The 25,358-nt window shown below is 64.6% G+C and carries 21 protein-coding genes; 15 read left to right on the forward strand and 6 right to left on the reverse strand.

Features of this window, described 5'->3' with window-relative positions; translation table 11 throughout:
• Window positions 1-74 precede the first annotated feature (74 nt).
• Window positions 75-1,376, forward strand: a complete 1,302-nt coding sequence (locus tag C1878_RS14655; RefSeq protein WP_158539835.1) for a nitrate/nitrite transporter — start codon at window positions 75-77, stop codon at window positions 1,374-1,376.
• The gene (gene rimI, locus C1878_RS14660) at window positions 1,324-2,694 is read left to right on the forward strand and encodes a ribosomal protein S18-alanine N-acetyltransferase (protein WP_114602351.1); all 1,371 of its coding nucleotides are present in this window, start codon (window positions 1,324-1,326) and stop codon (window positions 2,692-2,694) included. The genes C1878_RS14655 and rimI overlap by 53 nt, the downstream gene beginning before the upstream one ends.
• A gap of 10 nt (window positions 2,695-2,704) precedes the next feature.
• Here rimI and C1878_RS14665 read toward each other — a convergent pair whose 3' ends face one another.
• From C1878_RS14665 to C1878_RS14680, 4 genes are all read right to left on the reverse strand, one after another.
• Entirely contained in the window at window positions 2,705-3,367 is a 663-nt protein-coding gene (locus C1878_RS14665; protein WP_114602352.1) for a LemA family protein, read from the reverse strand.
• A 111-nt stretch (window positions 3,368-3,478) separates the two neighbouring features.
• Window positions 3,479-3,769, reverse strand: a complete 291-nt coding sequence (locus C1878_RS14670) for a hypothetical protein (protein ID WP_114602353.1) — start codon at window positions 3,767-3,769, stop codon at window positions 3,479-3,481.
• A gap of 62 nt (window positions 3,770-3,831) precedes the next feature.
• Window positions 3,832-4,785, reverse strand: coding sequence for a SpoVA/SpoVAEb family sporulation membrane protein (locus C1878_RS14675; RefSeq protein WP_158539836.1), 954 nt, complete (start codon window positions 4,783-4,785; stop codon window positions 3,832-3,834).
• Between the two features lie 350 nt (window positions 4,786-5,135).
• Entirely contained in the window at window positions 5,136-5,747 is a 612-nt protein-coding gene (locus tag C1878_RS14680; protein WP_147272963.1) for a hypothetical protein, read from the reverse strand.
• Window positions 5,748-6,222: 475 nt separating this feature from the next.
• Between C1878_RS14680 and C1878_RS14685 the strand changes: the two genes are divergently transcribed.
• Together C1878_RS14685 and arsS are read left to right on the forward strand one after the other, a co-directional pair.
• Window positions 6,223-6,555 carry an arsenosugar biosynthesis-associated peroxidase-like protein gene (locus C1878_RS14685; protein ID WP_080144725.1) on the forward strand — a complete coding sequence of 111 codons (333 nt, stop codon included), beginning with the start codon at window positions 6,223-6,225 and terminating at the stop codon, window positions 6,553-6,555.
• A 3-nt stretch (window positions 6,556-6,558) separates the two neighbouring features.
• Window positions 6,559-7,545, forward strand: coding sequence for an arsenosugar biosynthesis radical SAM (seleno)protein ArsS (gene arsS / locus C1878_RS14690; RefSeq protein ID WP_114602356.1), 987 nt, complete (start codon window positions 6,559-6,561; stop codon window positions 7,543-7,545).
• Window positions 7,546-7,763: 218 nt separating this feature from the next.
• Here arsS and C1878_RS14695 read toward each other — a convergent pair whose 3' ends face one another.
• Complete coding sequence (locus C1878_RS14695; protein WP_158539837.1) at window positions 7,764-8,561, reverse strand: MBL fold metallo-hydrolase; 798 nt, start codon at window positions 8,559-8,561, stop codon at window positions 7,764-7,766.
• Between the two features lie 422 nt (window positions 8,562-8,983).
• Here C1878_RS14695 and rpoN point away from each other — a divergent pair, with 422 nt between their 5' ends.
• The 8 genes from rpoN (at window position 8,984) to C1878_RS16485 (ending at window position 17,361) form a co-directional block, all read left to right on the forward strand.
• The gene (gene rpoN, locus C1878_RS14700) at window positions 8,984-10,369 is read left to right on the forward strand and encodes an RNA polymerase factor sigma-54 (protein ID WP_158539838.1); all 1,386 of its coding nucleotides are present in this window, start codon (window positions 8,984-8,986) and stop codon (window positions 10,367-10,369) included.
• A 352-nt stretch (window positions 10,370-10,721) separates the two neighbouring features.
• A complete protein-coding gene (locus tag C1878_RS14705) occupies window positions 10,722-11,987 on the forward strand; it encodes a nitrate/nitrite transporter (RefSeq protein WP_114602359.1) in 1,266 nt (421 codons plus the stop codon).
• Window positions 11,988-12,003: 16 nt separating this feature from the next.
• The gene (locus C1878_RS14710; protein ID WP_114602360.1) at window positions 12,004-13,239 is read left to right on the forward strand and encodes a CynX/NimT family MFS transporter; all 1,236 of its coding nucleotides are present in this window, start codon (window positions 12,004-12,006) and stop codon (window positions 13,237-13,239) included.
• A gap of 482 nt (window positions 13,240-13,721) precedes the next feature.
• Window positions 13,722-13,898, forward strand: coding sequence for a hypothetical protein (locus tag C1878_RS16645; protein WP_158539839.1), 177 nt, complete (start codon window positions 13,722-13,724; stop codon window positions 13,896-13,898).
• A gap of 47 nt (window positions 13,899-13,945) precedes the next feature.
• Window positions 13,946-16,285, forward strand: a complete 2,340-nt coding sequence (locus C1878_RS14715) for a molybdopterin-dependent oxidoreductase (RefSeq protein WP_114602361.1) — start codon at window positions 13,946-13,948, stop codon at window positions 16,283-16,285.
• A 1-nt stretch (window position 16,286) separates the two neighbouring features.
• Window positions 16,287-16,631 (forward strand): oxidoreductase, encoded by a 345-nt coding sequence (locus tag C1878_RS14720; RefSeq protein WP_114602362.1) that lies wholly within the window; start codon window positions 16,287-16,289, stop codon window positions 16,629-16,631.
• Window positions 16,632-16,710: 79 nt separating this feature from the next.
• Window positions 16,711-16,974 carry a hypothetical protein gene (locus C1878_RS14725; RefSeq protein WP_114602363.1) on the forward strand — a complete coding sequence of 88 codons (264 nt, stop codon included), beginning with the start codon at window positions 16,711-16,713 and terminating at the stop codon, window positions 16,972-16,974.
• A 54-nt stretch (window positions 16,975-17,028) separates the two neighbouring features.
• On the forward strand, window positions 17,029-17,361 hold the full coding sequence (locus C1878_RS16485) for a hypothetical protein (protein WP_147272964.1): 333 nt from the start codon (window positions 17,029-17,031) through the stop codon (window positions 17,359-17,361).
• A 177-nt stretch (window positions 17,362-17,538) separates the two neighbouring features.
• Here C1878_RS16485 and C1878_RS14730 read toward each other — a convergent pair whose 3' ends face one another.
• Window positions 17,539-19,734 carry a sigma-54-dependent Fis family transcriptional regulator gene (locus tag C1878_RS14730; protein WP_114602364.1) on the reverse strand — a complete coding sequence of 732 codons (2,196 nt, stop codon included), beginning with the start codon at window positions 19,732-19,734 and terminating at the stop codon, window positions 17,539-17,541.
• Between the two features lie 47 nt (window positions 19,735-19,781).
• Here C1878_RS14730 and C1878_RS14735 point away from each other — a divergent pair, with 47 nt between their 5' ends.
• From C1878_RS14735 to C1878_RS14745, 3 genes are all read left to right on the forward strand, one after another.
• Window positions 19,782-22,088: a leucine-rich repeat domain-containing protein gene (locus C1878_RS14735; protein ID WP_158539840.1), complete on the forward strand. Its 2,307-nt coding sequence runs from the start codon at window positions 19,782-19,784 to the stop codon at window positions 22,086-22,088.
• A 15-nt stretch (window positions 22,089-22,103) separates the two neighbouring features.
• Window positions 22,104-23,747 carry a VWA-like domain-containing protein gene (locus C1878_RS14740; protein ID WP_158539841.1) on the forward strand — a complete coding sequence of 548 codons (1,644 nt, stop codon included), beginning with the start codon at window positions 22,104-22,106 and terminating at the stop codon, window positions 23,745-23,747.
• Window positions 23,748-23,808: 61 nt separating this feature from the next.
• Window positions 23,809-25,311 carry an ATP-binding protein gene (locus C1878_RS14745; RefSeq protein ID WP_114602367.1) on the forward strand — a complete coding sequence of 501 codons (1,503 nt, stop codon included), beginning with the start codon at window positions 23,809-23,811 and terminating at the stop codon, window positions 25,309-25,311.
• The last annotated feature ends 47 nt before the right edge of the window (window positions 25,312-25,358 follow it).

Raw genomic sequence — 25,358 nt, forward strand, 5'->3', positions numbered from 1 at the left:
GCGGGTTGCCCGCGCGGTTTTCGATGCGAGGGCGGCGACGCCCTCGCAGAGCGCTTTCAGGGGAGGCGAGGGGCGTGGCCGACATACGCAAGAACCGCTACGCCATCCTCGTATGCGGCGTCCTGACCATGCTCATGTTCGGCACGATCTACGCGTGGTCCATCTTCATCCCTCCGCTCGAGGCCGAGTTCGGTTGGTCGCGCAGCCAGACGTCGCTCGTGTTCTCCGTGGCCATGATAGGGCTGTCGCTCGGCATGCTGTCCATCGGGCCCCTCTCGAAGGCGATCTCGCTGCGCACGTGCTTCGTGATCTCCACGTCGCTCATCGTGGCGGGGCTGTTCTCGTGCCAGTTCATCACCGAGCTGTGGCAGCTTTACGTGTTCTACGGCGTATGCTGCGGGTTCGGATCGGGCATGAGCTACACCGTGTGGACCACGAACACGCTCGCTTGGTTCGGGGACAAGGTGGGCTTCTCGTCCGGCGTCTTGGTCATGGGGTTCGGCATGGGCGCGCTGGTGCTGGGGTCCTTGGCCTCGGCGCTCATCTACTCGCCGCTGGGCTGGCGGCTTGCGTTTGTCGTCATCGCGGCGCTGGCGCTCGTGGAGGCGCTCGTCGCCGTCAACTTCATCCAGGAGCCGCCCGCGCGCATCGCCGCGCTCAAACCGAAGCGCGACAACGTGGGCGTGAGCCTGCCCGGCTCCAAGACGGTGCGCGAGCCGTCGTTTTGGCTGTTCTGCATCTGGCGCAGCGTGGTCATGGGCGCGGGCGGCGCCGTGATAGCCGAGGCGTCCGTCATGATGACGGGCATCGGGTCGTCCATCGCGTTCGCCACGGCGGCCGTGGGCGCGCTCGGCTTGGGCAACGGGTTCGGCCGGCCGCTCGGCGGCATCCTGTACGACCGCATCGGGCAGAACCGCACGCTCGTGGTGCTGCCGGCGCTGGCGTTGGCCGTGTCGGTGGGCATGGCGGCGGCGTACTGGTTCGAGGTGCCCTGGATGTTCGCGCCGTTTTTGCTCATTGAGGGGCTTTTGTACGGCATGTACGCGGCCATAAACACCTCGTACATGCGCACGACGTTCGGGCAGCGCGACCTGGCCATGAACACCGGCATCAGCGCCGTCGTGCTGGCGCCGTTCAACCTGGTGTTCCCGCTCGTGGCGGCGGCGCTGTACGAGTGGACGGGCGGCTACGAGTCGTTCTTCGTGCTCGTTCCCGCCTTCGCGCTGCTGTCGCTGGTGTGCGGCGCGCTGTGCAAGCCCGCGAACGCGCGGCTGCAGGCGAAATACGGCGCGCTCGAGGGAGACGCGAGGGAAGGAGGCGGCCGTGTCGTGGGGCAAAGCGCAGATCACGAAGCAGGCGTACCGCACCGCGCCTGAGGACTACGCCGCGTTCGAGGCGGTGAACCTGGCCGGAAGGGACGGCGTGCGCGTGCTGGACGTAGGATGCTTCGACGGGTTCAACACGCGGCTCAAGTTCGCGCCCTACGCCGGCGTGTCGCGCGTGGTGGGCATCGACCCCATGGCCGACGCCGTGGCCGACGCCGCCGCGCTCGCGGCCGACGATCCCCGCTTCTCGTTCTCGTGCGCGACGTTCGAGGAATACGAGCCGGGCGACGAGGAGCGCTTCGACCTCGTGTACTTCTCGCATGTGCTGCAGCATCTTCCCGATCCGCAGGCGGCGCTCGACAAGGCGTTCCGGCTGCTCGATCCGGGCGGCTTCGTGGTGGTGAAGACCGTCGACGACGCCGCGAAGCTGTCCTATCCCGATCCTGACGACGTCATGCGCCGGCTGTTCGAGCTGTACGAGCGGCACGTGCTGCCGAACACCCCGCACACGTCCCGCACCGACCGTTACAACGGCGAGAAATGCTACACGCTCATGAAGCGCGCGGGCTTGGAGAACGTGCGCGTGCGCACGTTCTCCACCGACACGGCCGGCAAGGGGCTCGACGAGCGGCGGGAGCTGTTCGAGCGCTGCGTGTACTTCCGGCGCAACGTGCCGCCTTGCGTGGACGAGGCCGCGGCGGCGGAGATACGATCCCTCGTCGACGCGTGGGGCGCGCTGTTCGAACGCGACGATTACTACTTCGCCAGCCAATCGTTCGTGGCGATAGGGCAGAAGCCGCAAGAGGGCGTGCGGTCGTGGACGTACGCGGGCCCGGTGTTCGGCGACGGAGCGGCGGCGTCGGCGCCCCGCCCTGCGGCGACGGGCGGTGCGCGCGCCGCGGAAGGGGAGGGCGCGGCGGCCGAGACGCTCGTGCTGCGCCCCATGACGGAAAGCGACCTGGGAAGCGTCATGGGCATCGAGGTGGCGTCGTTCCGCGACCCGTGGACGCCGCTCGCCTTCGCGCTCGAACTTCGCCACAATCCGTGCGCGCGTTATACCGTCGCCGTGGTGGACGGCGACGTGGCGGGCTATCTGGGCTGGTGGGGAACGCCGGAGGGAGCCGCCATCGTGCGCGTGGCCGTGGACCCCGCCTTCCGCAAGGCCGGCGTGGGCCGCGCGCTCGTGGAACAGGCGGCGCGGTGCGCCTGCGATGAGGGCCATGCCGCGCTCAAGCTCGAAGTGCGCGCCGGAAACGCCGTGGCCTGCGCGTTCTACGCGCGTCTGGGCTTTCTGGTGGTGGCCGTGCGCGCGGGCTACTACGACGATCCTCCCGAAGACGCCCTGGTCATGGCCCTTACCTTGGCGTAGCTCCCTCTCGTCAGCTTCCGTCGGCCTCCTCCAGCGTGGCGTCCGACATGCCCACGGCCCACAGCATGTAGGCGTTCATGATGCGCGGGGACTTGTCGGCCAGGGTCTCGACGTCGGCTGCGCTGGCCTGGTCGCTGGCGGCGCGGAGGTGCAGAGGACGGTAGAGCGGCCGCGCCGTATGCCGGGCGCGTTTTGCCACGAGCAGGGCGGGGAAGGTCACGCCGGCGTTGTTGTACGTCGTTGCCGCGTTGTTGTACAGGCGTTCGCGCAAAGGCAGGCGCTTGTCGGCCTCGTTCAGCCGCTCGATCGCCTCGTGCGCGCGGTCGAGCGCGGTTGCGCGGCGCATATCGGTTGCAGCGGAGAAGGCGCGCCAGGCTTGAGCGAGCGCGCTGTCGGCCTCGGCGGCCGCTTCGATCCCGTCCGCCTTTCGGCAGGCGTCCAGCGCTCGGCGGACGTCGTCCGTGGGCGCGTCGGCGAACTCGGCGCTTGCGGCCAAGGTGTCGATCAGCTGTCGGGAGGCGTCCAAACGCTCGATGCGCTGCTCCTGAACCCGGTTCCAGGCTTCGGCGGCCTCTTCGTCGAGCCTTTGCAGGTTGCGGTAGAGCAGGATCATGATGATGGCGAAGCCGGTGGCGAGTGCGACGAACGGCACGAGAACGGACATGATAGACATGTGGGCCCCCTTCGGAGTCGGCTGACGCCGCTATTATACGAAGGGGGCCGTCGCGAACCATACCACGGCTGGTATGGTTCTAGAGTATGAATGCGGTGCTTTCGGCGGGGCTCACAGGCCGAACCGCGTGCGGGTTTCCTTGATGCTGCGTCCGCACTTCGAGAAGTCCCTTCCCGCAGCTCCCGCGAAGATGGCCAGGATGAACGCCGATATCCACATCGCGCCGCTCACCACCATGTTGCCCTCTTGCAGGATACCGGCGACTTCCAGCATCGGCTTGCCCAGCAGTATCAGCATCATCACGGCGAGCGCCGCCAGGATCTTGATGATGTCGAGGCGCTGCTTCGCCTTGAGCCGCTCTATTTCGGCCTGCGCCTTCGCAGCGCTGCCCTTCTTGCCCATGAGGCCTCCTATTTCCGAATCCGGTCCGCCTTCTGCGGCGGGGCGCGCCGTCGGCGAGCGTCTTATCCGATCGATCGGTCCACGGCCTCTTCGGCCACGGCCATGGGCACCGCTTCGGCCGATGCTGTGACGGACGCGCCGGTCGCGTTCGGGTGTATCTCGTCGAGCTCGTCCATGAGATGCTGCGCCTTCGCGCGATGGACCTCGTGGATGGGCGTGCGGCCGAACTTGGCGTTGTAGATGAGGAACGTGGCCAAGCCGGTGAAGAACAGGCCGGCCACGGCCAGGAAGAACGATCCCAAGTGCACGATCCCCTCGCCGAACTCGCCCATCGCGAACGACACGCCCACATTGTACATGTTGTAGCCGCCCACGGGAATCATCACGCTGAAACCCTGTCCGGCGAAGTTCGCCAGCACGCCCGACACGCCGATCGGTGCGAACACGGCGCCGCAGAACCAGGCCGTGAGCAGGATCCACACGGGCTGGCACTTCGGCGTGATGCTCTTAACCACCAAATAGACCACCTGGAAAAGCGCGCACAGCAGACCGCCCACGAGGAAGGCCAGGGGGAACACGAGCGCGGTCGTGTTCTTCTCCGCGGCCACGAGCGGCTCGACTCCCATGGCGCCGCATGCGTAGCCGAACAGGATGCTTATGCCGGCGGCCACGGCGTTGAACCATATGACCAGCCACAGTCCCTGCCAAACCGCCTTGCCCGCCGTGGCGTTCTGCTTCGTCCAGGGCCCCACCATCTTCATGCCCACGGCCATGGCGAAGCCGGAGAACGGCAGCAGCGCGCCGAACGTGCCCCACTCCTCCACCAACTGGTAGGTGGCGAACCCGCCCAGCACGCAGCCGATGACGCCCATGCTGACGAGCGTCGCCCCGCCGATGAAGAACTGCATGGGCGTGCCGGTGAGCACCTGGGTCCATACCGTGACGATCGCTTGGGCGACGAGCGCGAGCACGCCGCCTATCAGGAAGCTGTAGATAACCGTCTTGTAGGCTTTCATCGATTCATCCCCTCTGTGTGTTCGTATGACATGCGCGAAAGCGCGAGACGCCGTCATTGTACCGGTGCGAGGAGAGGCGGTATCGATCCGTGCGTACTAGCCCCTGTTGATTTTCGTCCACACGGGAGGATGAATCGTGCGGAAAGGCCGCGTCTGCGGGAAGCGCGCCGAAGGCGCCGAGGGGCGAAAGCAGGAGAGCCGGGAGCGCTCCCGCGCTTCCGGCTCCTGTGTTTCAGACCTTCTCGATTATAAGACGATATCTACTAGTTGGCAATACCGTCCGGCAGGGAATTTTTCTTTGACCGAGAATTCACGTCGATTCGCGGAATTGTGCCCTGCGGGCCGAGCGGCTACTCGCCTTTGTCGGCAAGCACGCTCGGAACGAGGGAGCTTGCCGCCGCGCGCGCCTCGCCGATCTTCTCGCGCAGCCGGGCGAGACCGGGCCCGACGGCGTACGCGTAGGCGATTTTCACGAAGGGTCCCACGGCCAGCAGGTTCACGGCGAACGCCAACACGAGGGACACGGGCAGGCCTTCGGCGTAGGCGAGCCAGGTGAATCCGGCGGGCCCGTTGGAGATGAGCACGCCGAAGAAGGTCATGAACGTCACCATGGAAACCACGTTCACCAGCGTCATGGCCACCGTGCGCTTGAACCCGACGATGCCGGACGGCACGACGACGGGAGCCACCCGTGCCACGATGGGGTTGGCGACGAGCAGGCGAACGCAGAAGGCGGCCGCGAACGTGAGGGGGTACTCGTAGAGCGCCTGCGAGTACGCGGCCCAGGTGATGTCCGACGCGTGCAGCAGCCAGTTGATGGTCACCATGCTCGTGACCATGCAGAACACCATGAGCGTTTGGAACGCGAGCTTGTCCTTTCCGCCGGTGGGCACGGGCACGGCGCCTCGCAGGGCGCGGGTGTAGGCGTTGTCGGGCAAAGAGCGTGCAACATGCAAAGACATGAGGTCCTTTCGGTCGAAGTGCGTATTCCGTTGTCGTTTCTTTCATGCGCCGTGTGCGGCCGAACCGAGCGGCTCGGGCGCTTTGGCGCGAACGCGGCGGAAAGCATCCGCCGACGCAAGACGACGAGCGGCCGACGCCAGCGAGGCGGGTCGCATCGAAAATGTCGTCGATGATGAAAAAACGGGCAGCGCTCGAAGCGCTAGCGAATCCGAATGCCATCGGATGAGCCCAGTATACGGCAGCCCCGTCTCCCCACCCTGTCGAAAAGTTCATCACCAGAAACTCTTCACCATCGAGCGCCCCGAACCCCGTTCGCCGCTCGAAAAAGCCCGCCTGCTCGCCTCGGGGCCCGTCGAGAGGTCGGAGGCGAGGCTAGCCAAAACACGATAATGGTGATAATCTAGTATAAGACATAATCTATCATTGCTCGATGGATCACCGAACGAGCAGGCGGCAGCGAAAGGGATGAAAGCCATGGAAACCTATTACAACCCGGAGGACCTGGACAAGTTCTCGACCATGGGAGAGGAGGCCCCCGAGCTCTGGGACCTCTACATGGCCTACTACGGCAAGGTGTTCGCCGAAGGCGCGCTCACGGCGCGCGAGAAGGCCATCGTCGCGCTGGCGGTGGCGGCGGCCGTGCAGTGCCCGTACTGCATCGACTCCTACACCCAGTCGTGCCTGGAGAAGGGCGTGACCGAGGAGCAGATGACCGAGGCCATCCACGTGGCGAACGCCATCCGCGGCGGGGCCGCGCTCGTGCACGGCGTGCAGATGAAGAACGTGGTCAAGCAGCTGGAAATGTAAGCCATGCCCGCGACCGACGAGGCGGCCCAAGCCGTCATGGACTCGTTCCCGCCGTTCTTCGAGCGGACGGATGAAAGCACGCGCCGCACGCGCGACGGCCTCGACGTGCTGCAGGTGAACGTGGGCCGCCTGTGCAACCTGGCGTGTCGCCACTGCCACATGGACGCCGGTCCGAACCGCACCGAGGTCATGTCCCGCGACACGCTTCAGGCGTGCCTGGACGTGGCGTCGGGCCGCAGGTTCGAGACGCTCGACGTCACGGGAGGCGCGCCCGAGATGAACCCCGACTTCGAGTGGTTCGTCCGCGAAGCCGTTGCGCGCGGGTTGCACGTCATCGTGCGCTCGAATCTCGTCGTGATGCTGGACGAGCCGTACCGCCACGTGCCCGAAGTGCTGGCCGAGCTGGGCGCGACGGTGTTCGCCTCGCTGCCGCATTACACGGCGAAGCCCGTCGAGAAGCAGCGCGGCGCGCACACGTTCGACGGGGTCATAGCCATGCTGCAGAAGCTGAACGCGCTGGGCTACGGGCGCGCCGAGGGCGCGAGCGAGGACGGGCTCGTGCTCAACCTGGTGTTCAACCCGAGCGGCGCGTTCCTTCCGCCCGACCAGGACGCCCTCGAGAAGGAGTACCGGCAGAAGCTCGCCGAGGACTACGGCATCGTGTTCGACCACGTGTTCGCCATCGCGAACAACCCGCTCGGGCGTTTCGGGAACCTGCTCCACAAGACGGGGAACCTGAAACGCTACATGGGCAGGCTCGTGGACGCGTTCAACCCCGACACCGTGCCCGCCATGATGTGCCGCAGCCAGCTGTCGGTGGGATGGGACGGCGTGCTGTACGATTGCGACTTCAACCAAGCGGCCGGCCTTCCGTGCAAGAACGGCCTTACCGTCGCCGAGCTGGCGGCCGACCCAACGCTGCCGCTCCAACGCGACATCGCGTTCGGCAACCACTGCTACGCCTGCACCGCCGGCGCCGGCAGCAGTTGAGGCGGCTCCACGGCGTAGTTTGCGCCACAGGAAGAAACAGCGTGCAGGTCGACCTGTCGAACCCGAAGAACGAAGATGCTGGCAGGTTGACCGTAGGGGCGATCTCCTGATCGCCCGTTCCGGCGAAGCCGGAAAAGCAACCGGGTCCCGCGTTCTCGCGCTGCGCGCGAGCGGGCGCTCTGGAGAGCGCCCCTACGGGGTTTTCGATGCGCGCTTTCTCAAAACGCGAACGACAGGCCGTCGGCGGCGGGCTTCACGCGGCCGTCGTACTGCCGCAGGTAGTCTTCCAGCTCGGCGAGCGTGACGGGCTCGTCGTAGTGCATGGCCAGGTGCGTGAGATAGAGCGTCTTCGCGCCCAGCCCCAGGCCCTCTTCGATGCACTCCTGCACGCTGTGGTGCGCGTCGGGGGACCAGTTGCGCTTCCAGAACGTGGCGTCCATCGCCATGACGTCCACATCGCGCACGCGCTCGGCCGTTTCGGGGGGCAGCTTGCCGGTGTCCGACGCGTAGAACAGGCGCGTCTCGGGCGTCTCGATGAGGTAGCCGTACGTGCCCGGCGCGTGCGTGACGGGCAACGCCGTGTAGCGGGCGCCGTCCAGCTCCAGCTGCTGATAAGGCGCGAGCTCGTGCATGTCCAGGCAATAGGTCATGTAATGGAACTCGATGCTCGCCCCCTCCAGCGCCTCGGCGCTGCCGTACGTGGGCAACGGCGCCTTGCGCACGAGCTGCACCAGGTATTCCAATTCGCCCAAGCCTCCCAGGTGGTCGAAATGCGCGTGCGTGTACAGAAGCTCGTCGATGTTGCGCACGTCCTCGCGGATAAGCTGGTGGCGCACGTCGGGCGGCGTGTCGATGAGCACGGTCTTCTCGCCGCGCACCATGACGCCGCAGTCGCCTCGTCGCGCCCGCGGGTCTCGGCGCGCCTCGTCGCACGCCGGGCAGTCGCAGAAGAACGCCGGCACGCCGCATCCGGCGGCCGTTCCCATGAAAGTGAAAGTATGCGTTGCGCGTTCCATCGCCATCTCCTCGCTCTTCGGTGCCTCGCTTTCATGATAGCGCTTTTCGCGGCCTGTTTTTCGCGCGCTTTGGAGGATCGGCGCGCGCGTCCTTCGGGTCGAACCGCGTTCGCGGGCGGCCAAGCTGCGGAAACATCCCCAGGGCGATTTCGCCGCCTTTCCGTTCGATCGTGCTACTATAGGCACCGTTCTATCCGAGGGCCCTGGGTTGGAGGAGGCCCTGCGTTCTCGGAAGGCTGTTTCCGACGGGGGGAAGAGGCTGTCATGCGACAGGGCTTTTTGGCGGGAAACCAGCGTACGCTTCGGCCGGCGTCGTTTCGGCCGCGGCGTTCGGCGCGCTTCGGCCGCGCCGGGGCGCACCGGGGCGCGGTGCCGGGCGCATTCCCGGGCGTGCGCCCGTTCGATTGGGAAGGGGCGGCCGCGTGAACATCGACCAGAGGCCCGACCTTTCCCTCCAGCAGCACCTTCATCTGACCACCGAGCTCAAGCAGGGCATCGCCATCCTGCGCATGTCGGCGCTGGAGCTGTCCGAGTTCGCGCGGAAATGCGTCGAGGAGAACCCGTTTTTCGACGACGACGACTGGGTCGAGCCGCGCCATCCCCTGACCCCCGATCGGTACGTGCCGGACGTGAGCGCCGACGCGCTCTTTGAAAAACGGGGCCACGGCAGCCCGGAGACGTTCGACGCCGAGCGCAGCGACATGTCCCAGCGCTCGTTCTCCTTCGATCGGTACCTGGCCGAAGGGGACACGCTCGACGAGTTCCTGCTCGACCAGCTGCGCATGCAGGTTGATTCTCCGCGCGCAAAGGATATCGGCGAGTACCTCATCGGCAACATCGACGGCAGCGGCTACCTGAGAACGTCCGTCGACCAGGTTGCCGTGGCGCTCGGCGCGCCCGAGCGGGAGGTGGCCCGCGTTCTCGAGCTCGTCCAGCAGTTCGAGCCCACGGGCGTGGGAGCCCGCAACCTCGCCGAATGCCTTGAGCTGCAGCTGCGGAGAAGCGGCAAGCTCACCCCCACGCTCGAGCGGCTCGTCAAGAGCCATCTCGCCGAATTCGAGACGCGCACCCCCGCCTCCATCGCGCGCGACATGGGGCTCTCGCTCGCCGAGCTCAACGAGGCGCTCGACGTCATCCGCACGTGCAACCCCCGACCGGCCAGCCAGTTCGGCAGCCCGTCGCGCCCCATCTGGCCGGAGGTCGTGGTGGAATCGTGCGGCAACGGCGAGTACGAGGTCAGCCTTCAAGACTTCTACCTGCCCCATTTGAAGATCAACCCCACGTACCGGGCGATGGCCTCGAACGTGAAGGAGCGCGACGCCGAAACGTATTTGAAGGAGAAGCTCAAGGAGGCGGAGAGCCTCATCGACGGCATCAACTTCCGCCACGCGACGCTCCACAAGATCGCGTGCTGCATCGTGGAGATGCAGGTGGAGTTTTTCGAGAAGGGCTACGACTGCCTGCGCCCCCTCACCATGGTCCAGGTGGCCGAGGCGACGGGCGTGTCGGAATCCACGGTGAGCCGCATCGCGAGCGGAAACTACATGCAAACGCCGCGCGGCGTGTTCGAGCTCCGCTTCTTCTTCCATTCGTCCGCCTACCGCGCGGCCGACCGCGTGGTGTCGTCCATCAGCGTCAAGCACCGCATAAGCGAGCTCGTGGAGAAGGAGGATCCGTCGAACCCGCTCAGCGACCAGGCCCTTTCCGAGGCCTTGGCGCGCGAAGGCGTGTCCGTGTCCCGCAGAACGGTGAACAAGTACCGCGAAGAACTCGGCATTCCCGCGCGCGCCGCGCGCCGGCGCAGCTAGGTTCGAAGGCTGGGTCCGCAACAGGCGCCATTCGCTCTCTGCGATGGCGCTTTCTTATTTTGGAACGATTCTCATATTGTGACGAATCCTTCGAAGCCTCATTTTGGGTCGTCTCGATATCGCTGCGCCTTGACCTGCCCCGTCGTCCAAGTTGAAAAGTGGCACGGTTCTTGCATCGATGAATACGAGGCGTCTTTGGCTTTGGCTGTTGGGATCAGCCAGGTGAACGGGCGTGCAGTTCGTCGGGGGGAATTTCGACGGGCTGTCATCCCTGCGGCCGTTCGAGTCCGAGAGCGTTTCCGAAGCCGGTTTCGTATGTAAACGGGGACTGTCGGAATAAGGAGGAGTTGGATTGACTAAAAAGCAAAAGACTGCGGCGGCGTGGACCGTCGTCATCATCGCCTTTTTCGGGGGCTTTGCCCTAGCCAACGTCCAGAACAAGGTACCGCCCGTAATCGATGTCATCATGCTTTACTTCAACATTGGCGAAACGGATGCCGGTTGGCTGACGTCGGTGTTCACCATCATGGGCATGATCACGGCCATCCCGGCCTCCATGCTCATGCACAAGATGGGCCCGAAGAAGATCGGCGTCATCTCGCTGGCCTGCGCGGCCGTGGGCGGCATCATCGGCGCCTTCGCGACCGATCTTTGGGTGCTCATGGCCACCCGCGTGCTGGAAGGCGTGGGCGTGGGCATGATCGCCGTGGTTGGACCGTCGGTCATCTCCATGTGGTTCCCGGCTGAGAAGCGCGGCCTGCCCATGGGCCTCTGGGGCTCCTGGATGATGTGCTCCCAAACGCTGCTGTTCTTCATCGGCGGCGGCCTGAGCACGGCGTTCGGCTGGCAGGGCGTCTGGTGGTTCTGCGTGGCGTTCTGCGTGGTCGTGCTCATTCTCTACATGTGGAAGGTCGACGCTCCCCCCGAGGGCACGCCGAACTACGCCGAGGGCGAGGACGAGGAAGAGTTCAAGCTCGGTGACGGCTTCAAGTCCGCTTCGACGTGGATTCTCACCATCGCCGGCACCATCTTCACGTTCTGCTGCTTCGGCTTCGCCACGTACATCTCGCTGTACTGGGCGCAGACGCTTTTCGGCGGCGACATGAACCAGTCGAACTGGTGGGTTTCCGTCATGTACGCCATCGAGATCCCGGTGGTCATCTTCATCGGCTGGCTGTTGAACCACATCAAGCTTAAGAATCGCCGTTACGTGGGCGTTATCGGCTTTTTGCTGTACACGTTCATCCTGTTCGTCTGCTTCCGGATGGAGGAACCTGGTCTTATCCTGCCCTTCATCCTCGTCTATCCGTTCCTCGAGGGCTCCATTCCGACCGTGTATTGGACGCTGTGCCCCTCGACGGCCAAGAGCCCGGAGTATTCCGGAACGGCTATTGGCATTCTAAACGTGGGCCTGAACATCGGCACGCTGCTCGGCCCCCCGGTGACCGGTTTCTTCATCGAGAACTACGGATGGGCAACCGCCACCATTCCGCTGGCTGTGGCCTCGGTCCTTGGCGCGATCGCGTTCTTCTTCGTGAAGACGTACGATCACGACTCCGACAAGGCGACGGCTCGCGCAGCGGGTGCCGACGGCGATTTGACCCAAGCATCTGTGTGATCGGAGGATTGGTTTTATGAAGACGAAACGAGCCTGGATCGTCGCGTTCGCGACCATCTTGGCCGGCATTTCGCTGGCGCTCGTACAGAACAAAGTGGCACCCTGCATGACCACCCTCATGGGTGCGTTCAACATCGATATGGCCACGGCCGGCTGGCTGAGCTCGCTGTTTTCGCTGGTGGGCATCATCATGGCCATCCCGGCTTCCATCGTGCTGAACAAGCTCGGCCCGAAGAGGGGCGGCATCGTAGCCTTGATATGCGCCATCCTGGGCTCGCTGATCGGTGTGTTCACCGACAGCGTGGCCGTGCTCATGGCAAGCCGTATCGTCGAGGGCGTGGGCGTGGGCCTCATGTCGGTCATCGGACCGTCGCTCATCGCCATGTGGTTTCCCGAGGCGAAGCGCGGCCTGCCCATGAGCATTTGGGCGGCGTACCAGATGGGCGCTCAGGCTGTCATGTTCTTTTTGGGCGCGCTGCTCACGACTAGCTTCGGCTGGCAAGGCGTGTGGTGGTTCGGGCTCGTTGCGTGCGTCGTTGCGTTCGTGCTCTACGTCCTGTGCGTGAAAAGTCCCCGTCCCGAGGACAGCTATGCCGACGTGGAGAGCGAGGACGTGTCCATCGTCGAGGGCATCAAGTCGCCTTCGGCCTGGGTGCTCTCGTTGTCCACGATGCTGTTCTGCATCGGCTGCTTCGGCTTTGTCAACTGGATCGCCACGTGCTGGGCGCAGACGTTCACGTGGGACGAGGGTCAGGCCAACATGTGGGTGGGGTACTTCTCCATCTTCGGCGTGATCGCCGCGGTGGTCATCGGCGCACTGCTGAACCGCGTCAAGAACCGCAAGATGTTCGGCGTTGCGGCGCTGGTCGCCTACGGCATCGCGTCGCTCGTGGGCATGTTCATGGACAACCCGTCGTTCCTCATCGGCTTCGTGGTCGTGTACGGCTTCGTCGATGCAGGGTTCCCCTGCGTGCTGTGGACGATGGCTGCCCAGACGGTCAAGAAGCCCGAGCTTGCGGGCGTGGCCTTGGGCGTGGTGTCCATCGGGTTCAACGTGGGCATCCTCCTCGGCCCGCCGATCATCGGCGCCGTCGTCGAAGCGGCCGGTTGGCATGTGGGCGCCATCGCCATCTGCGCATCCTGCGTGCTGGCTGCCGTCGTGCTGTCGTTCACGAAGCTTTACAGCGTTGACGACGCTCCTTCTTCGGAAACGCCGGAGGCGGTCCTCTCGCCTGCCGGCGAGACGCGGTAGCTTTCGACGCGTTTCATGTTGCTCGGTCGGACGTGGACGGACTCCCCGTTCGCGCGACCGCGATGCGGACACTTCCCCGAGAGGTGTCCGCATCGCTTTTTCGGTCCGATAGCGGTTTGGACGGCGGAGGCATCGGTCGCGACCGCTTGTTTTTTCAAAAATTGCAACAGCGGACGAGCGCGTTCTCAATATGCGAGCCGTTGCCGCCGGAAGGCGTTCGAATTCGAGAAGCAAATTGAGACAATCCCGGCGATCTTCGAGAGCGACTGGGTTGGCTAAAAGGTCGTGTAAACATTTTTTTGCCTTTCTATCAGGCATTTTACAAATTGAACGGCATGATTTCGCCCGATTGGCACGGAGCATGCAACTACCTATATCAGAAGGCGCAACCGGCAAGGAAGCAACGCCGAGGGCCTTTTTGATTCACGTTGTAAGGCCATGTTCGACCATGGCGGAGGTTTGTCGGAGAGGAGGACATGCAAATGGCAGAGGAGAAGAAGAGGCTGGACCTGGATCGGGAGCTCCAAGAGAAGCGCATCAAGCAGCACCTGGCTGACCCGAACAAGAACAAGGAAGCGTGGCAGCAGAAGGCGCAGGATGCTTCGGGACGCGACTGGACGAAGCCTCGTCGTCCGACGTTGAAAGACGGGGAAGTCTAGGCACCACTCGCACGACGAGAATCGTAAGAGAGAGAGGGATAGCAAGTATGCTTACCAACGAACTCGAAGGCGTCAACAAGGACGTCTACAAAACAGATTGGCAGTGGCAAGAGGGTGAGTACACGGTCACGCGTACGAACATGTGGACCGCCCCCGGCTGCCACAACGGCTGCTCTGTTCTGTACTACACCAAGGACGGCAAGGTCGAGAAGATCGAAGGCGACCCGCTGAGCCCCTACAACCAGGGTCGTCTTTGCATGCGCTGCCTGGACGTCGTGGAGACGTTCTACCATCCCGACCGCTTGAAGTACCCCCTGAAGCGCGTCGGCGAGCGCGGCGAGAACAAGTGGGAGCGCATCACGTGGGACGAGGCGTACGACGACATCGCCGAGCACGTTCGCGCCATCTGGGAAGACTACGGCCCCGAGTCCATCGTGTCCATGCAGGGCACCGGCCGTAACATCTGCTGGCAGACCCCGTACCTGAGCTACGCCGCCTTCGGCAGCCCGAACTTCGTGCTCGGCTTCCTGTCCGGCGACGCCTGCTACCTGCCCCGTACGACCATCGGTCACTGCTTCATGGGCGACTTCTTCGTGGCCGACTGCTCGCAGCACCTCGAGAAGCGCTTCGCCGACCCGGAGTACGTCTTCCCGGACTACATGCTCATCTGCGGCAACAACGCCCTCGTGTCCAACGGCGACGGCTTCTTCGGCCACTGGATCGTCGACGTCATGAAGGAAGGCGGCACGAAGCTCATCGTGCTCGACCCCTCTTGCACCTGGCTCGCCTCGAAGGCCGAGCACTGGCTGCAGGTTCGTCCCGGCACCGACGCCGCGGTCGTCATCTCCATGCTGGGCGTCATCATCGAAGAGGATCTCTACGATCACGACTTCGTTGAGAACTGGACCTACGGCTTCGACGAGCTGGCCGAGCGCTGCAAGGACTACCCGCCCGAGAAGGCTGCGGAGATCGCCGGCATCGACGCCGAGGCCATCCGCGCCGCTGCTCGCGCCTACGCTTCCGGCAACCCCTCCACGATTCAGTGGGGCCTCAAGGTCGACCAGACCGTCTGCGGCATTCCTCTGGCCCAGGCTCTGCTCTCCCTCGGCGCCATCTGCGGCGACATCGACGTGCCCGGCGGCATGATGATCCCGCGTTGCGCCTACGACATTCCCGACTCCTACGGCTGCGGCATGTGGAACCTCTCCGACGAGATGCTCGGCAAGATGCTCGGCGTCGACACCTCCCCGCTGCACGCCCTCGGCTTCGACCCGACGGCCAACGGCGACACGGTGCTCCTGGCCATCGAGACCGGCGAGCCGTACCCGATCCGCATGCTGTTCATCCAGTCCACGAACCCCATCGCCAACATGGCTGCCGATGCCCCGCGCGTGTACAACGCCATGCGCTCGGTGGACTACAACGTCGTGGTCGACGTGTTCATGACTCCGACGGCCGTTGCTTGCGCCGACATCGTGCTGCCCTGCGGCATGAGCTGCGAGCGTAACTCCGCTCGCGTGTGGTGGTGGCCGCTGCGCTCCATCGTCAAGGTCGCCGACTACTACGAGGCCAAGTCCGACGAGCAGATCATCCTCGAGCTGGGCAAGCGCCTCAATCCCAGGCTGTTCCCGTGGGAGACGGACGTCGAGCTCATGACGTGGTGGATCCAGTCCGGCAACCGCTTCCATGCCGGTTGGCCGCACAAGACCGACCAGACGTTCCTCGACCTCACCGAGAAGGTCATCGACTGGCCGGACGACTGGGCGTACCGCAAGCACGAGCTCGGTTGGCTGCGCGACGACGGCCAGCCCGGCTTCAACACGAACACGGGCAAGTGCGAGCTGTACAACACCCTGTTCGACGCGTGGGGCTTCGATCCGCTGCCGTACTACGAGGAGCCGCCTGAGTCCCCGATCTCCACGCCCGACCTGTTCGAGGAGTATCCGTACGTGCTCACCACCGGTGCCCGTACGTGGGAGTACTTCCACTCGGAGGAGCGTCAGGTTCCGCGTCTGCGCGAGTCGCATCCCGACCCGCTGACCGATCTGCATCCCGACACCGCCGCGAAGATCGGCGTGTGCGAGGGCGACTGGATCTGGGTCGAGAACATGCGCGGCAAGTGCAAGCAGCGCGTGCGCTTCAACGCGTCCCTCAAGCCCGACACCGTGCGCTCCGAGCACGGCTGGTGGTTCCCCGAGACGGACGGCGCCGAGCCCAACCTGTTCGGCGTGTTCGACTCCAACATCAACAACCTCACGGTTCAGGGTGTTACCGGTCCTACGCTGTACGGCGCCCCGTACGCGAACCAAATTTGCAAGATATATCCGGTCACGAAGGAGAATGACTGCTCGCCCAGCGAGATCGTGACCCGCAAGGGAGGTTTCTAAGATGGCGGAAAAATACGGACTTCTGATCGACTACACGTGGTGCACCGGCTGCCACTCCTGCGAGATGGCCTGCAAGGTCGAGCACGGCTGGGCGGCTGGCGAAGCGAACGGCATCCAGCTGTTCGAGGACGGCCCGCGCAAGATGCCCAACGGCAAGTTCGAGTACAATTACCTGCCCGTGATGACGTCGCTGTGCGACCTGTGCGCCGATCGCGTGGCCATGGGCAAGCTTCCGACCTGCGTGCATCACTGCCAGGCGGCTTGCATGAAGTACGGCACGGTGGACGAGCTGGCCGAGAAGGCCAAGGAAATGCCCCGTACCTGGATCTACGTACCTGAGCAGTAAGACGCATCGTCTCGCTGGCGCCCCGGCTTGCCGCCGGGGCGCCAGCCTCGGCAAGACGTGAACGTAAGGAGAGAAAGCCATGTGTTACAGACCAGCTAATACCGTTACCATTGTGAAGTGCCTCGAGTGCGGTGCGTTCAACAAGCCCACGAACGAGACGTGCCAGAAGTGCGGCGCCGATCTGAACGAGTCCCGCAAGGCTGCGGACCAGGCTGCGGCTCCTGCTTCTGCCGCTCCCAAGGAAATCTCGCTCAAGCCCCAGGGCCTCGACGGCGCCCCCAAAGCTCCCGGAGCCCCTACGGCCCCAAAAGCGCCCGGTGCCCCGAAGCCGCCGACGAACTAACCATGCCATGTCCGGCGGCATTCAGCGCGTGTTTTAGGATGAGGCGAAACGCTCATGCCCAACTGTAGAACATGTAGCCCGTGGTGTCGCCGTTGCCATAAGAAGGCGGATTACAAATTCCCTATCGAGTGTCCCGAGTGCGGGTGGTACAACCCCTACGAGCGGGAAACGTGCAAGAAGTGCGGGGCACCGGTCGTCCATGACGAGGAGAAGGCGGTCGACCACCTCAACGCCGAGGTGAAGAAGGCCTGCTTTTTCTGCTCGCCGTTCGAGCGGCCGCTCTGCAACGAATGCGTCGAGACGGGACGTACGAAGATATGTCCGGAATGCGGCAGCTACGTGTTGGGGACGCGTACCGCTTGCAAGAAGTGCGGATATGTCTTCTAGGCACGCTGCCGGGCGCCTGCCAGCAGGTATCCTAGGCGCAGCCTGAGAACGAGGGGGCGAGGGCATGGCGAACAGAACCGTGCCTGTGTTGATTGATCGGGCTGGAGAAGGTGCTTAACGCTCATCTCCAGCCCGATTGGTTTTTAAGCCCCGCGGCGTTTTGCCCGAAACGGAAAGCTACTGGTTTTCCTTGAGTTTGCGGTACAGCGTCGCCTTGCTGATGTCGAGGATGGCGGCGGCGGTGGCGATGTTTCCATCCGCCTGCAGGATGGCCTCGTTGATGGCGATGCTCTCGAGTTCTTTGAGCGAGAGCGTGGGCAGCGGAGCCTTTGCGGCGGAGGAGGGTTCGCCGCTTTCGGTGCTCGATGCGGAAGCGGGGGCGCTTTGCACCTTGAAAGATGAAGACGATTCGTTTTGAGGCGCCGAATCCGCCGGGGGAAGCGCGGCCCCGGCGCTCTCGCCGATGGAGGCTCCGGACGCGTTGACGATGTAGCTGGGGAAGTCCTCGACGGAGATCGTTCCGTCCTCGCAGGTGTAGTACGCGGAGTAGATCGCATGCTTGAGCTGGCGCACGTTTCCCGGCCACGTGTACGTCTCGATGAGGCGGGCGGCCTTGTCCGAAAGCGTCACCAGGCCGTTGCCGGTTTTGATCTGGCATTCGTTCAAGAAGTAGCGCGCGAAGTACAGCGCGTCGCCTTGGCGCTCGCGCAGCGGCGGCAGGTCGACGGCGAGCACCGAGATGCGGTAGAGAAGGTCTTCCCTGAACAGATGCTGCTCGACCAGCTGGGGCAGGTTCTGGTTCGTGGCGGCCACCAGGCGGAAGTCTATCTGCTTGTAGGACTTGCCGCCCACGCGGATGACGCGCTTGTTTTCCAGGACGCGCAGAAGCGTGGCCTGGAGCTCGAGCGGCATGTCGCCTATCTCGTCGAGGAACAGCGTTCCTCCGTCGGAAAGCTCGATCTTGCCCGGCTTCCCTCCGCGTTCCGCGCCGGTGAAGCTGCCGCTCTCGTAGCCGAACAGCTCGCTTTCGATCAGGCGTGGCGGGATGGCGGCGCAGTTGATGGACATGAAGGGCCCGTTCGGGCAAGCCTTGTTGTGGATGGCTTGGGCGAACAGCTCCTTGCCCGTTCCGCTCTCGCCTGCGAGGAGGATGTTCTCGTTCGACTTCGCGAAGCGCGCCGCCAGGCTTTTCGCCTTGGATATCTGCAGGCTCTTTCCCAGGATGTCGTCGAACGTGACGGTGGCCACGTCGCCGGCCTTGTCGCGGGAGGCCCCCATCGAGACAAGGGGCTTCGCCTCCTTGAGCGACACGATGTAGCCTTCGAAATCCCGCTCGCTGCCGTAAATGCGCGAGATCTTGGCTTCGTAGGGCACGCCGTCCACCGCGAAGGACGAGCTGCCGCCCTGCTCGATGACCTCCTCGAAGCTGCGATCGTCGTTGATGAGGGTGTTCACGTTCATGCCGAGCAGCTCGTCGGGTGCCGTTTTGAAGATGTGCGCCGCCTCCGGCGTGGCGAGGGTTATCGTGTCCTGGGCGTCGCAGATGAGGATGCCGTCCTTGACGGTGCCGATGATGTTGCGCGAGATGACCTCGAACCGCTGGGCTTCGAGCGAGGCCTTGCTGTACTTCGACTCGGTCTCGGCGAGTTGGATGTCGTACTCGTGGAGCTTCATCTGCCCGTTTATGGTGGTGGCGAGCGACGACACGAGGCTCATCGCGTGCGCGAGCAGTTTCTTGTTGGCCGACGTGAGCGAGTTGTCCGATATGGGCTGGGTGAGCGTGAGGGCGCCGATGCTGGTGCCGGACTGGTCGATGAGGGGCGCCGCGCAGGCGATGAGGCCCTGGAGCTTGAAGCAGTAGTGCTCGGGGCCGATGATGACGAAGGGCTTCTTGTAGCGCATGCACAGGGAGTGGGCGTTCGTGCCCATGTTCCGCTCGTTGCAGCGGTAGTTCAGCCCCACGAACCGGTGCAGCCTCAGGTTCCCTATCAGCACCAAGGGCGTCCCGTTCGCGTCGAGGAACTCGAAGATGTAGTCGTTTTGCAGGTTCAGCGACTCGACGCTTCTCAAGAGCGACTTCACCGTGGCGATGAGCTCGGCGTTCTTCGTCAAGGTTTCCTCGTACGCCTCCTCGGATATGTACTCTCCGAGGTTCTCCTCGTCGGGGCGGAGGCCGTTTTCGTACGAGCGTATCCACGAGTCGGCTATCTCCGGCCGGACGCAGGGTGCGAGATTGGGGTCGGTGCCGTTGTTGAGGAAGTCGAGCTTGGCGTCGAGGATGCTGTCCCAGAACGAATCGTCTTCATGCATGGATCTGATAAGCTGGAGATCGCTCGCGTAGTTGATGTCCAGGCTGTCTGCCGCGTCGTCCATGAAGAACCCCCCGTAACGATATGTTGGTACTGTATTATAGGATTAAAATGACGCAATTGCGGGAAGAAGATCATTTTGAGAACAGCTCCGATGCCCGGAGCCTTTCCTCGTCCGCCGAGCCCTCGACCGGCTTCAACGGCCGCAAGCCGTGGGGCCTTGACGCGAAGGGCGCGCATCTCGAGGACGATCCGTGGGCCTTCGATCACGGGATCCGCCGCTCGCCGGCGGAGAAGCCGGGCTTCGAGGGAGAGGACGTCCGCCGCTCGCCGGCGGAGGAGCTGGTCTCGAAAGGATACTTTCTCCCGTACACCAGGCGCGATGATGCGCCTGGGGAAGAGTTCCGACAGGGGGATTACCGCTATCGCCGCCGCGCCGGAGACGGCACGGTGCGCCTGGTGGCGTACGAGGGGCGCGAGGCCTGCGTGGATATCCCGGCGGCCATCGAAGGGTCCCCGGTCACCTCCCTTGCCACGAACCTGTTCAGGGACCATGACGAGCTGCAAAGCGTCTCGATGCCCGATTCGATCGAGTACGCGGGGAACCATGTGTTCGACGGCTGTGTCAATTTGAGACGCGTGCGCCTGTCCGCGGCGCTCGCGCAGGTTGATCCCACCATGTTCCTGCAATGCGGCTCTCTCGAGGAGGTCACGCTTTCGACTCCCGTGGTGCGGCTCGAAGGGAACTCGTTTTCGGACGCGCCCGTCGCCTGCGTCAACTTCGGCCCGCTCGTGGAGGCCGTCGACGCGCGACCACTGGGCCTGCCGAACCTGGATCGTGTGACCGTCGACCCCGAGAACGCGCGCTTCGTCACCGACGGGAAGGCGCTGCTCTCCGCCGATCGGACCCATCTGTACCGGCTCGTCGTTCCCTGCGCATCCTACGAGGTTCCCGCAGGGTGCGTCGCCATCGACGAGCGCGCCTTCGACTCCCTGACCATGCTGGAAGACGTGGACCTGCCCGACTCCCTGAGGAACATCGGGCGGATGGCGTTCGCGAAGACGGGCCTGTCCTCGATGCGCTTGCCCGATTCGGTGGAGTTCGTGGGCGAAAAGGCCTTCTACCACTGCGCCAAGCTGGAGCGGGTGCAGCTGCCGAGGTGTTTGAGGGAAATCGGGCCCGAAGCGTTCGCCTTCTCCGCCGTCCGGCGCGTCGAGCTGCCGGCGGCGCTCGAGCGGCTGGGCTTCCGCGCGTTCGACCATACGCCCGCGCAGGCGCGCATCGGCGACGGGGGCCTGAGCGTGGCGTCGGCAAACCGGCACCTCGAGCTCGACGCCGAGGGCGGGCTGTACCGCCACGACGTGTTCGTGGAGTTGGTGGGCCGGGCGACGAGCTACCGGGTTCGGCGCGGCACGCACGCGGTGGGCGACGAGGCGTTCAAGCGCCACGCGAGCGTGCGCGTCGTGGAGCTGCCCGAGGGCGTGTTCTCCGTGGGCCGCGAGGCGTTCCGGGGGAACCGGCAGCTCGTGCGCGTCGATTTGCCCGAGAGCCTCGAGCGCATCGGCGAGCGCGCCTTTCTGGACACCTCGCTCGAAACGTTGCGCCTTTCGAAGAACGTGCGTTTCATCGGCGAGGACGCGTTGCTGGTGCAGGGCGACAACCAGCTGATGCCGCGCACGCCCCTCCGGTCGATCTCGCTCGACGCGGACAATCCCGCGTTCTATCTGGAGAACGGGCTTCTGTGCCAGCGCGACGGCAGCAAGATGGGCGGCGACACGTGCCTTCTGTACGTGGGGCCCGACGACGTGGTGAGGATACCGCGCCAGGTGACCCACGTCGCGAGCCTGGCCTTCTGCGGCGCGCCGGGTGTGAACGAGCTCTATGTGCACGGGCATCTGCACAGCATCTGCAACGGCGCGTTCTCCACGGCGCGCACCATACCGCTCGTGCACGTGGAGTTTCCCGAGCCCGTCGACGGCTACGGCGAGGGCGACTTCCGGGTGCCCGAGCTCTCATCGCGGTACCGCTCCCCGTCGTACCTGTTCGACGCCGGGCCGGCGGGAACCGCGTTCGACTTCGAGTACTACGACTCGTGGGTGACGCACGCCGCCACCATGCGCGAGTTCGCGCCGGCGGCCTTGTACCGCCTGACGCATCCGATGCGCCTCGACGAGCGCACCCGGGAGCTGTACGAGGGCATTTTCCAGCGCAAAAGCGCGGCCGCATGCCGTTACTTCGCGGAGCAGGGCGACCTGGACGCGCTGGCGTGGCTGGTCGACCGGGGCCTGTTGGACGGGAGCACCGTAGAAGCGGAACTGAGCACCACGTCGCGCGAGGGGAGGACGCAAGCCACCGCCTGCCTGCTCGAGCTGCAGCATCGCACGATGCCGAGCGCGGGCGTGGATTTCAGCTTGTAAACGCCTATGAAAGACTTGACGCCCATAGCAGAGGGGGACGTGGTCCTCGAAGAACGGGAGCGCACGCGCGCCCAAGGCACCGCCACGGTCAAGGTTGGCTTGACCACCGAGGATCGCATGGCCGAGAAGCGCGAGCGCTACGAGCGGTGCCTGCCCGTGGCCAACGACATACTGGAGGACGCGCGCACGTCGCTCGCGGTGCGGTTCCGCTTCCTCGATCGGGCGCTCTGGCGCATGCCGCTCGTGCCGAGCTTCGACATCTACGGCATAGCCAGCGACGGCGTGAAGCTGTACTTCGACCCCGAGTACGTGGTGGCCCGCTTCAAGCTCTCGCCCAACGAGGTGGTGCGCGACGTCATCCACTGCCTGTTCCACTGCATCTTCCGCCATCCGTTCATGCTGTACTCGGTGCTGCGCCAGCCGTGGGACGTCGCGTGCGACATCGCCATCGAGTCGCTGCTGCTCGATCTGGTGGGCGAGGCGTTCCCCAGCAACTTCGACCGGCGCGCTCGCGAATCGCTCAAGGTCATCCGCGCCCAGGTGGGCGGCGTGGTGACGGCCGAACGGCTGTACCGCTTCTTCTCGAACGAGGGCAGCCAGGTGGATTTGCGCTCCCTCGCGCCGATGTTCTATCGCGACACCCACGGCCTTTGGTACGGCGACGACGCCGAGGGGGCGTCCCGCGGCTCCCTGGGCGCGGCGCGTCAGGAGTCGGAGGACTGCGAGGGCGGCGAGCTGCCCACGTCGGGAGGGAGCGAGTCGCTCGACGACACGCGCGGCGCATCCGAGATGCCCTCGCAGAGCGGCGGCGAGGACGACGAAGATCGGGAGTCGTCCGACGACCAGGACGAGCGCGACGCCTCGGAGGGCGACGATTCCCAAGACGACGCGTCGGGGCGCGAGGACGAGCAGGGTATGACCGACGAGGTGGCCGAGGAGTGGGAGGACGTGAGCCGGCACATCCAGATCGAGCTCGAAGCCCATATGCTGCGCCAAGGCGAGGGGGCGGGCAACTTCGCCGCCGCGCTTGAGGCCGTGAACCGGGAGAAGCACGACTACGCGGAGTTCCTCAAGCGCTTCGCCACGCTGCACGAGCGCATGCGCGTGAACCCCGACGAGTTCGACTACATCTACTACACCTACGGCCTGAACCAGTACGGCAACATGCCGCTCATCGAGCCGCTCGAGTACAAGGAGACCCGCGCGGTGCACGACTTCGCCATCGCCATCGACACGTCGGAGTCGGTGTCGGGCGATTTGGTGCAGGCGTTCATGCGCAAGACGTACAACATACTGAAGCAGGCCGAGAACTTCACCGACCGCGTGAACATCCACGTCATCCAGTGCGACGCGCGCGTGCAGGAGGACACGAAGATCACTTCGCTCGAAGAGCTCGACCTCTATTTGGAGAATCTGGAGCTCAAGGGGTTCGGCGGCACGGACTTCCGGCCGGTGTTCGACTACGTGAACCTTTTGGTGGAGAAGGGCGAGTTCGCCGATTTGCGGGGCCTCGTCTACTTCACGGACGGGCAGGGCACGTTCCCGCGCAGGCAGCCGGCCTACGACGCGGTGTTCGTGTTCCTCGACGACGGATACTCGGACCCGACGGTGCCCCCGTGGGCGCTCAAGGTCATTTTGGACGAGAGGGGGCTGACATGACGGACGACGGGCTGGGCCTGCGAGGCGAAGGGCGGCAAACGGTGGACTCAAGGAGCGAACAATGAACATTGCGGAAGCGAAACAGCAGGTGAAAGATACTATCGAGGCGTACCTGGCGGTCGATGGGCGGGGACGCCCCCTTCTGGACACCGCACGACAGCGCCCCGTGTTCCTGGTGGGCGCGCCCGGCATCGGCAAGACGGCCATCATGGCGCAGATAGCACAGGAACTGGGCATGGGACTGGTGTCCTACTCCATGACGCACCATACGCGCCAAAGCGCGCTCGGCCTGCCGTTCATCGTGCACGAGGATTTCGAGGGCCTGGAGTACGAGGCGTCCGAGTACACCATGAGCGAGATCATCGCATCCGTGTACACCTACATGAAGAAGACCAAGGTGAAGCGCGGCATCCTGTTCCTCGACGAGATCAACTGCGTGTCCGAGACGCTCTATCCCTCCATGCTGCAGTTCCTGCAGTTCAAAACGTTCGGGCGCCATGCCGTGCCCGAGGGGTGGATCATCGTCACGGCGGGCAACCCGCCCGAGTACAACAAGTCGGTGCACGAGTTCGACATCGTCACGCTCGACCGCGTGAAGAAGATCAGCGTCGAGCCCGACTTCCAGGCGTGGAAGGCCTATGCGGTGTCGAAGGGGACGCACCCGGCCATCCTCACGTTCTTGGAGATCAAGAAGAACCGCTTCTACTCCATCGAGGCGTCGCTCGAGGGCAAGTCGTTCGTCACGGCGCGCGGATGGGACGACCTGTCCGATATGATCGGGATATTCGAGCGGTTGGGCAAGACGGTCGACTACGACCTTGTGGTCCAGTACGTGCAGAACGAGACGATAGCCCGCGAATTCGCCGCGTATTACGACCTGTTCAACAAGTACCGCGACGATTACCGCATCGACGAGATCCTGGCGGGCGGCGACGTTGCCGGTATAATCGACCGGGCGAGCGCGGCCGAGTTCGACGAGCGCCTGTCGCTCGTGGGGCTTTTGCTGGACGCCGTGTGCGGCGACATGAAAGACATCGTCGACGACACCGACGTGCTCGTCGCCCTGCGCGACGACCTGCGCGGCATGAAGCCCGCCGTGGAGGAGGGCGGCGACGCTCGGGAGCTTCTGGAGGACCTCGGGCGTGCCCGCACCTCGCAGCTGGAGCTGGGAGTGGCCGCAGGCAACCTGTCGAAGGGCAGGCGCGCGACGGCCGAGCGCGAGCTGGACGAGATAGCCGCCTTGACGAGGGTCGCCGAGGAAGGCGTCGACCCGGCCGAGGGTTACGAGCTTGTGTCCCAGGCGTTCGCCGGCAAGGCGGAGGCCCTGCAGGCTCGGGTGGCCGGCGTGGAGGAGCGGCTTTCCCGCGCGTTCTCCTTCGTGGAGCAGGCGTTCGGCGACGCGCAGGAAATGACGGTGTTCACGACGGAGCTCACGTCGCGCACCAGCTCGGCGCGCTACATCGCCCAGTACGGGAGCGAATCCTACTTCGCCCACAACGCGGATATGATACTGTCGGATCGTCAGCGCGAGCTGCGCCGCCGTGTCGAAGACCTCAACGTGTAATGCAAGCAAAATGCAGCGCAAAACAAGCAATGCAAACAGCTAAGGAG

Source organism: Gordonibacter sp. 28C (assembly GCF_003339845.1).
GTDB lineage: Bacteria > Actinomycetota > Coriobacteriia > Coriobacteriales > Eggerthellaceae > Gordonibacter.